We start from the raw sequence: 7,704 nt of genomic DNA, 5'->3' as shown, positions 1-7,704 counted from the left end.
GGCGACGCCCGCCGACGCTGCGGATCTGGGAGTGGGCGTCGTCGGCCGTGGTGATGGGCCGCTTCCAGTCGCTGCGCAACGAAGTTGACGCCGAGGCCGCCGGGCGCCACGGCATTGAAGTCGTCCGCCGCGTCAGCGGCGGCGGCGCGATGTTCATCGAGCCGGGCAACACCATCACCTATTCGATCGTCGCGCCGCTGACGCTGGTCGACGGCATGACCTTCGAACAGGCATATGCCTTCATGGACCAGTGGACGATCGAGGCGTTGGGCACGCTGGGCATCCGCGCCTGGTACCAGCCGTTGAACGACATCACCTCCAGCGCCGGCAAGATCGCCGGCGCGGCGCAGGCCCGGCGCGGCGGCGCGGTGCTGCACCACGTCACCATGGCCTACGACATCGATGCGGTGCGCATGCTGGAGGTGCTGCGCGTGGGACGCGAAAAGCTGTCCGACAAGGGCACCACGAGCGCGCAGAAACGCGTCGATCCGCTGCGCAGCCAGACCGGGCTGCCGCGCGACGCGGTGATCGAACGCATGGTGGAGACTTTCCGCGATCGCCACGGGTTGCAGCCCGACACCCTGCGCGCGGATGAACTGGCGCGCGCGCAGGCGCTGGCGCGCGACAAATTCGCCACGCCCGAATGGACGTCGCTGCTGCCCTGAACCGGCCGCGTCAGTCGGTGGGCGATGCGGCCGATCCCTTGCATGCCGAGGCAGTCATCGGATCTCCGCCATGCGCCAGCGCTTCCTCCGCCGCGCTGAAGGCCGAGCAGCCGCCAAGGCGGTCGCCCGGCATGCCGGTGAGGAACCAGGCCACGCCGTTGCCGCCGTCGCGGTCGAGCCACAGCCCGGACTCCAGGCCGTAGGCCGAACCCGAGTGGCCGACGCGCGCGATGCCGTCGCCGAACGGATCGTCGCGGCAGCCTTCCACCGGCGTGGCGAGGGTCTGCGCCGCCATGCCGTAGCGGCAGAAGAAGCCGTCGCCGACATCGCCGGTGTCTTCCTCGTAGGTCAGCCCCTTGCCGGGCGCGAACTGCCACAGCGGCGTGGCCATCGCCTGCACCGAGGCGGGCGAGAGCAGGCGCACGCCGTCCAGCTCGCCGTCGTTCAACAGCATCCGCCCGATCCGCGCCAGCCCGTTGGCGGAGATGCGCAGCCCGCCCTGCGGCGAGAACAGCGCGCCGTTATCGCCGGGGCGCCACTGCGACAGGTCGCAACTGCCGTCCGTCGCCTCGGTCACCGCGCATGCCGGGCGCGCGCCGTGCAGGTCGTCCTTGTTCGGCTTGCCGTCGCCGTCGTAGATCACCACCGCGCGCGCCACGGCCGCGTCGTTGCAGGTGGCCCAGTTGAAGCAGCCTTCGATGCCGAGGGGCTGCAGCACCAGGCGCTGCATCAGTTCGTCGAAACGCTCGCCCGTGGCGCGTTCCATGATCTGCGCGACCAGCGGGAAGTTGAGGTTGGTGTAGCGGAACCAGCTGCCCGGCGCGTGCTCGCCGTCCCAGGCGCGCGGGTCGTCGAGGATGTCGCGCACCTGCCCGCCCAGCGGCGTCTGCCAGTAGCCGGCCGCGTCGGTGAGGCTGGAGCGGTGCGAGAGCAGCATCCGCAGGGTGACCGGCACGTTGGGGAATGCCGGGTTGCGCAGCGGAAAGCCGAGCAGGTCGCCGGCATCCGCGTCGAGGTCGAGCTTGCCCGCCTCGACCAGCCGCAGCACGCCGATCGTCGTGACCAGCTTGGAAATCGACGCCACCCGCACCGGGTCGCCGGCGGTGACGCGGCGGCCGGTCGCCTTGTCGGCGACGCCCCAGGCCTGGCTTGACGTAATCCCGTCGCGGTCGAAGGTGACGCGCACGGCGGCGGCGGGCTCGCTGGCCCGGGCGGCGAGGGCGGGGGTCAGCACGAGAATGAGGAGTGCGAGAGCGAGCGGGAGTCTGTTCATCGCTGCATCGTATCGGCAGCGCGCGATGCGTGCAGAGATGGGATCGACAGCCGGCTTCCGGCACAGGCCGGCGAGCCCCGCAACGGGCGGCGCACGGGTTACACGAACACGTTTGATTAACGGCAGGCGCACGCAGCTGAAGCGCGTGTTCACGCCAGGCTGCACTTCTCACGGGTCGCTCATACCTGCGGTGGGACCATCAGTCGCCATGACCCACGACAACGATGCATCGGCCTGGTTCGGGGATGCGCAGCGGTTGGTGCAGCTGCGCGAGTGCGACGACTGGGACCTGGTGCTCGGCAACGGCCCGGTCGTGGCGACCGCCATCCACGACGGCCACCGCATGCGTCGCTCGCTGCTGCCGCATCTTGCAATCGACGAAGCCGACCGCCGCCGCGACGAGGACCCGTTCACCGGCATGCTGACCTCCGTCGGCGACGTGCGCCTGCGCGTGCGCAACTCGCGCTTCCAGGTCGACCTCAACCGGCCGCGCGACAAGGCGCTGTCCACCGATCCCGCCGACACCTGGGGCATCCGGTTCTGGAAGGGGCCGCTGCCGGAGGAGGAGCGGGCGCTTTCGCTGTCCGCGCACGACCGCTTCTACGCGATGATGACCGCGCTGGTCGACGCACTGGTCGCGCGCTGGGGCTGCGTGCTGCTGCTCGACATCCACAGCTACAACTACCGCCGCGACGGTGCTGACGCCGACCCGGCCGATCCCGCGAGGAACCCCGACATCGAACTGGGCGTCACCACCCTCGACGCCTCGCGCTGGGGCGACACCGCGCGCCGCTTCGCCGAAGTGTTGCGGCAGGCGCCGGTGGCCGGCCGCGCGCCGGACGTGCGCAACAACGTCCGCTATCCCACCGGCGGCCACTTCCCGGAATGGGTGTACGCGAAGTGGGGCGACCGGGTCTGCACGATCTCGCCCGAGTACAAGAAGATCCACATGGACGAGTGGACCGGCCAGCTGGACATCGCTGCGCTGGAGGACTTCCGGGACGGACTGGAACACGCGGTGGCCGCCGTGCGCGGCGGGTTCCTGCCGTGAGCGGGGCGGTTGCCTGCAGGGCGCTGCCTCCGGTTGCCGCCGCGGTGGACGAGGCGCTGGTGCGCCTGGACGCGGAAATCGACTGGCTGCTGGCGCTCAATCCCGTCGGCATCGACCGACTGTGGGACGCCTTCGAGGCCAGCGGCCGCAGGGCCCTGCCGCCGCTGCAGTATCTCGACCGCAGCGTGGACCTGCACGACGTACGCGAGCGCCTGCTGGCGCTGCCGGTGGACGCGATCGAATCGCCGCTGCTGTCCGGCCTGCTGGCCGAGAAGCAGCGCGAGCTCGAACGCCAGATCGAGCTGGTCCGGCTGCGCGGCACCGACGGCTTCATCAACGCCAGCCTCGACCTGTTCGGCGACGTGTCGCCGTCGCTGCTCACGCTGGCGCGGGAGATCCTCGAATGCGTCGGCCCGGACGCGCCGCTCGAAGCCGACGCCGGCATCGACGAAGTGCTCGATGCTGCGCAGGGCGAGCTGGACTGGTACCGCGAGCGCTGCCCGGGATTCGACTGCGAGATCGTCGCCAGCCAGGAATTGAGCTCGCTGATGATGGTCTCGCACGGCAAGTTCTACATCGACGCCAATATCCGTGTCCCGCGCGCGCGCATCCAGCCGCTGCTGCAGCACGAAATGGGCACCCACATCGTCACCCGCCACAACGGCAGCCGGCAGGCGCTGCGGCAGCTGGAAGTCGGGCTGGCCCACTACGACCCGCTGCAGGAAGGGCTGGGGGTGCTGGCCGAATATCTCAGCGGCTTCCTGCCCGGCGCGCGGCTGCGCATGCTCGCCGCGCGCGTGGTGGCGGCGCAGATGGCGATCCATCGCGAGGGCGCCGCCGCGATCTTCGACGTGCTCCACCGCACGCACGGGCTGCCGACCGACGATGCCTTCGACGTCACCGTGCGCGCGCTGCGCGGCGGCGGCCTGACCAAGGACGCAGTGTACCTGCGCGGCCTGCGCGAGCTGGTGCACTACCTGCGCGAGGGCGGCAACTTCGCGCTGCTGTTCATCGGCAAGTTCGCGCTGTCGCACCGCGTGGTGCTGGACCAGCTGGTCGAGGAGGGCTGGGTCACCGCGCCCGACGCCCTGCCGCGCTATTACGCAACGCTCGCCGAGAGCGACCGGCTGGATGAATGCCGTTCGCTGTCGGTGATCGATCTCTACCACAAGGAGCCACAGGCATGACTTCCGCCCGCAGCAAGACCGGGACCCCGTCCAGGGCCGGCAAGTCCGCGCCCGCGAAGAAGGGGGCGAACAAGCGCACGGCCGGCGAGGCCGGTCCGATCAGGCTCGCCTTCGTGGTCAACGACGTGGCCACCGAGCAGGACAACTACACCACCATCCGCCTGGCCCGGGTGGCGATCGACCGCGGCCACCAGGTCGCGCTGGTGGGGCTGGACGGCTTCATGTACCACGCCAGCGGCAGCGTCCGCGCACACGCCTGCATCCCGCGCAGGAAGTCCTACGACGACGACGCTGCGCTGCTGGCGGACCTGCAGGCCGACGATGCGAAGCGCGAGTGGATCGAGGTTGAGGAACTGGACGTGCTGATGTTGCGCAGCGACCCGGCCGAGGAGGTCGAGGACCGGCCTTGGGCACCCAACAGCGGCCTGCTGTTCGCGCAGCTGGCGGCGCTGCGGCACGTGATCGTGCTCAACGACCCGGTGCACCTGACCGACGCGGCCAACAAGACCTATTTCCAGCACTTCCCGGAACGGGTCAGGCCGGTGACCTGCATCACCCTCGACGCAGACGAGATCCGCGCCTTCATCGCCGAACACGACGGCTACGGTGTGATCAAGCCGCTGCAGGGCTCGGGCGGGCAGAGCGTGTTCGTCATCACCCCGGACAGCGAGGGCAACCTCAACCAGATGATCGAGGCGGTGACCCGCGACGGCTACGCGATCGTGCAGGAATACCTGCCGGAGGCGGCGAAGGGCGACCTGCGCCTGCTGATGCTCAACGGCCGCCCGCTGCGCGTCGAGGGCCGCTACGCCTGCCTGCGCCGCTACAGCGACAGCGGCGACGCGCGCAGCAACATCAGCGCCGGCGGCAAGTACGAAATGGCCGAGCCGGACGGGGACGCGCTGCTGCTGGCCGAGATCGTCGGCCCCAAGCTGATCCGCGACGGCATGTATTTCGCCGGCCTGGACATCGCCGGCGACAAGATGATGGAAATCAACGTCGATACCCCGGGCGGCATCAACATGGTCGACGACCTGACCGGGATCGGCTTCAGCGAAGTCATCATCGGCGACCTCGAACGCAAGGTCCGCCTGCGCGACCAGTACGAACGGACGCTGACCAACACCGAGCTGGCCATGATGTAGCGGGGCGTGCCCGCGCGGCGCCCGCGCACTACTGTGCGGGGGCGGTGGCGTCGGGCGCCGGGCGTGAAACCTCGCGCCCGTGCTGCTCCAGGATCGACAGCACGCGATCGACCGGCAGCGCGGTGGCGACGTGGCCGTCGCGGCCGGTCATGGTGTCGGCCTGGAACAGGGAATTGAGGATCGCTTCCTCGGTCGACTCGATGGCGGCGATGAACAGCGGCGACATCGCGTCGTTGCGCAGCACGCTGGTCTGCTGGAGGTCGCTGTCCGACTCGTACGCAACGCGCACCGATTCGTTGCTCGAGAAGGCGATGACGTAGTCGCCGCTGCCGTTGGATGCGATGCCGCCGGTGCGGCCCAGGCCGAGCATCGCGCGCTTGGCCAGCCGTTCCAGGTTGCGCGCGTCCAGCGGCGCATCGGTGGCAATGACGATCATGCACGACCCGTCGGGCGAGTCATTGAGCTCGTCGCTCATGTAGTACTTGCCCAGCGCCTTGCCGACCGGCACGCCGTCGATGCTGAGCACGCCGCCGAAGTTGGTCTGCGCCAGCGCACCGACGGTATAGCCGCCCAGGGAGGCGGGCAGCTTGCGCGACGAGGTGCCGATGCCGCCCTTGAAGCCGAATGCCATCGTGCCGGTGCCGGCGCCGACGTTTCCCTGTTCGACCGCGCCGCCGCGCGCCGACGCGATCGCGTCCAGCACGTCCTGGCGGCTGACGTGGCGCCCGCGGATGTCGTTGACGTAGCCGTCGTTGGTTTCGCCGACCACCGGGTTGACCGAGCGCACGTCGCCGTTGTCGGCGAAGGAGAACGTGTAGTCGATCAGCGCGTCCGCCGCGGCCGGAACGGAGAGGGTGTTGGTCAGCACGATCGGCGTTTCGATGTTGCCGAGTTCGCGGACCTGCGTGCTCCCGGCCAGCTTGCCGAATCCGTTGCCGACGTAGACCGCGGCCGGGACCTTGTCGCGGAAGATGTTGCCCGGGTGCGGCAGGATCGCGGTCACGCCGGTGCGTACATCGTCGCCGCGGACCAGCGTCTTCTGGCCGACGGTGACGCCGGGGACGTCGGTGATCGCGTTCCACTGGCCGGTGGGCAGCACGCCGATGGCGATGCCGTGGTCGCGCAGGTTCGCGTGCTGCGCGCACGCGGGCAGGCAGGCGGACAGCAGCAGGGCGGCGGCAAGCAGGCGTGCGGTCATGGGCGGTTTCCGGGCAGGGGCGCGTGGCGCCACACCATACCGGAGATCGCCGCGCTGCCGCGCCGGTTCGCGTGCCCGGGTTTGCGTGCCCGCCGCGCGGTCGTTAAGGTGGGGCCGTGACACATCCGTCGCATCGTGAGTCCACCGATGCGTTTCCCGTGTCTCACTCCCTTCCTTCCACTGATTCCAAGGAGATCCCCATGGAGATCGCCGATGCGCGCGTTGCCAGCATCCACTACACCCTGACCGGCGACGACGGCCAGGTCATCGACAAGTCGCCCGAGGCGCAGCCGCTGCAGTACTTCCACGGCGCCGGCAACATCGTCCCCGGCCTGGAGAAGGCGCTCGCCGGCAAGCAGCCGGGGGACACGCTGAAAGTCGACGTCAAGCCGGAAGACGCCTACGGCGTGCGCAATGAACAGCTGGTGCAGGTGGTGCCGCGCACCGCGTTCCAGGGCGTGGACAAGGTCGAGCCGGGCATGCAGTTCCAGGCCCGCAGCGAGCGCGGCCCGATGCTGGTGACCGTGGTGGAGGCCGGCGACGAGCAGGTCAAGATCGACGCCAACCATCCGCTGGCCGGCCGCAACCTGCACTTCGACGTGAAGGTCGCCGACGTGCGCGAGGCGTCGGAGGAAGAAAAGCAGGAAGGCCGCGTCAAAGCCTAGGGCGCGCGCAGCCCCGCCACGGGACGTGGCGGGCGGTTACCAAAACGGGCGCCCCTGGGGCGCCCGTTTTGGTAACGGCGTGGCCGCAAGGTCAGCGCTGCGCGGCGACCTTGGGAGCAGCCTTGGGAGCAGCCTGCTTGGTGGCCGCGGCCGGCTTCTGCTGGGTATTGCCCTTGGAGCGGAAGGCGGTGACGTTCACGCGGTTGAGCGGCGTGTTGCCCAAGACCTCGATCCGGCCGCCCTGCTTGCGGAAGGCCTGGATGTCGGCGGCGATGGCGTCGCTGGTGAGGTTGCGGCCCACGTCCTGGCCCTTGGCCGGACGGGCGGACAGGTGGGAGGTGGTGTTGCGCTTGGTGGTTGCCTTGGTGGCCTTGCGGGGCATGTCATCTCCTGTGCTGGTTCGCCTTTGGCGGCGCAGTGATGCGTTGCGCGCCGGCGAGGGCCTCCGGACGCCTTGCCGAAGCGGGGCTGCCGGGACCGTCGGTGGCTCCATCCTGCCCGGGCGCCGTGCGCGCAAAGC

The 7,704-nt window shown here is 69.9% G+C and carries 8 protein-coding genes; 5 read left to right on the top strand and 3 right to left on the bottom strand.

Annotated features, from left to right (window positions below; translation table 11 throughout):
* Positions 1-665 (top strand): lipoate--protein ligase family protein (locus tag ABD679_RS06290; RefSeq protein WP_344759094.1); only part of this gene is annotated, 665 nt, incomplete at its 5' end.
* 10 nt (positions 666-675) lie between these two features.
* Here the strand turns inward: ABD679_RS06290 and ABD679_RS06285 are convergent.
* Positions 676-1,938, bottom strand: coding sequence for a serine hydrolase domain-containing protein (locus tag ABD679_RS06285; RefSeq protein ID WP_344759093.1), 1,263 nt, complete (start codon positions 1,936-1,938; stop codon positions 676-678).
* 208 nt (positions 1,939-2,146) lie between these two features.
* Between ABD679_RS06285 and ABD679_RS06280 the strand changes: the two genes are divergently transcribed.
* Genes ABD679_RS06280 through ABD679_RS06270 form a run of 3 tightly spaced genes read left to right on the top strand, consistent with a single transcriptional unit; the run spans position 2,147 to position 5,321 of the window.
* Positions 2,147-2,989: an N-formylglutamate amidohydrolase gene (locus ABD679_RS06280; protein ID WP_344759092.1), complete on the top strand. Its 843-nt coding sequence runs from the start codon at positions 2,147-2,149 to the stop codon at positions 2,987-2,989.
* Positions 2,986-4,176 (top strand): peptidase MATCAP family protein, encoded by a 1,191-nt coding sequence (locus ABD679_RS06275; protein ID WP_344759091.1) that lies wholly within the window; start codon positions 2,986-2,988, stop codon positions 4,174-4,176. Before ABD679_RS06280 ends, ABD679_RS06275 begins: the two co-directional genes overlap by 4 nt.
* A complete protein-coding gene (locus ABD679_RS06270; protein ID WP_344759090.1) occupies positions 4,173-5,321 on the top strand; it encodes an ATP-grasp domain-containing protein in 1,149 nt (382 codons plus the stop codon). The genes ABD679_RS06275 and ABD679_RS06270 overlap by 4 nt, the downstream gene beginning before the upstream one ends.
* 28 nt (positions 5,322-5,349) lie before the next feature.
* On the opposite strand, the gene ABD679_RS06265 is transcribed toward ABD679_RS06270, so the two are convergent.
* A complete protein-coding gene (locus ABD679_RS06265; protein WP_344759089.1) occupies positions 5,350-6,519 on the bottom strand; it encodes a DmpA family aminopeptidase in 1,170 nt (389 codons plus the stop codon).
* A 200-nt stretch (positions 6,520-6,719) separates the two neighbouring features.
* On the opposite strand from ABD679_RS06265, the gene ABD679_RS06260 reads away from it, so the two are divergent.
* Positions 6,720-7,184, top strand: a complete 465-nt coding sequence (locus ABD679_RS06260; RefSeq protein ID WP_344759088.1) for an FKBP-type peptidyl-prolyl cis-trans isomerase — start codon at positions 6,720-6,722, stop codon at positions 7,182-7,184.
* A 91-nt stretch (positions 7,185-7,275) separates the two neighbouring features.
* Here the strand turns inward: ABD679_RS06260 and ABD679_RS06255 are convergent, their stop codons facing one another.
* Positions 7,276-7,566 (bottom strand): hypothetical protein, encoded by a 291-nt coding sequence (locus ABD679_RS06255; RefSeq protein WP_344759087.1) that lies wholly within the window; start codon positions 7,564-7,566, stop codon positions 7,276-7,278.
* Positions 7,567-7,704 lie beyond the last annotated feature (138 nt).

This window comes from Luteimonas lutimaris, assembly GCF_039537065.1.
Classification (GTDB): Bacteria; Pseudomonadota; Gammaproteobacteria; order Xanthomonadales; family Xanthomonadaceae; genus Luteimonas; species Luteimonas lutimaris.
This window is presented reverse-complemented; position numbering and strand designations above follow the sequence as displayed.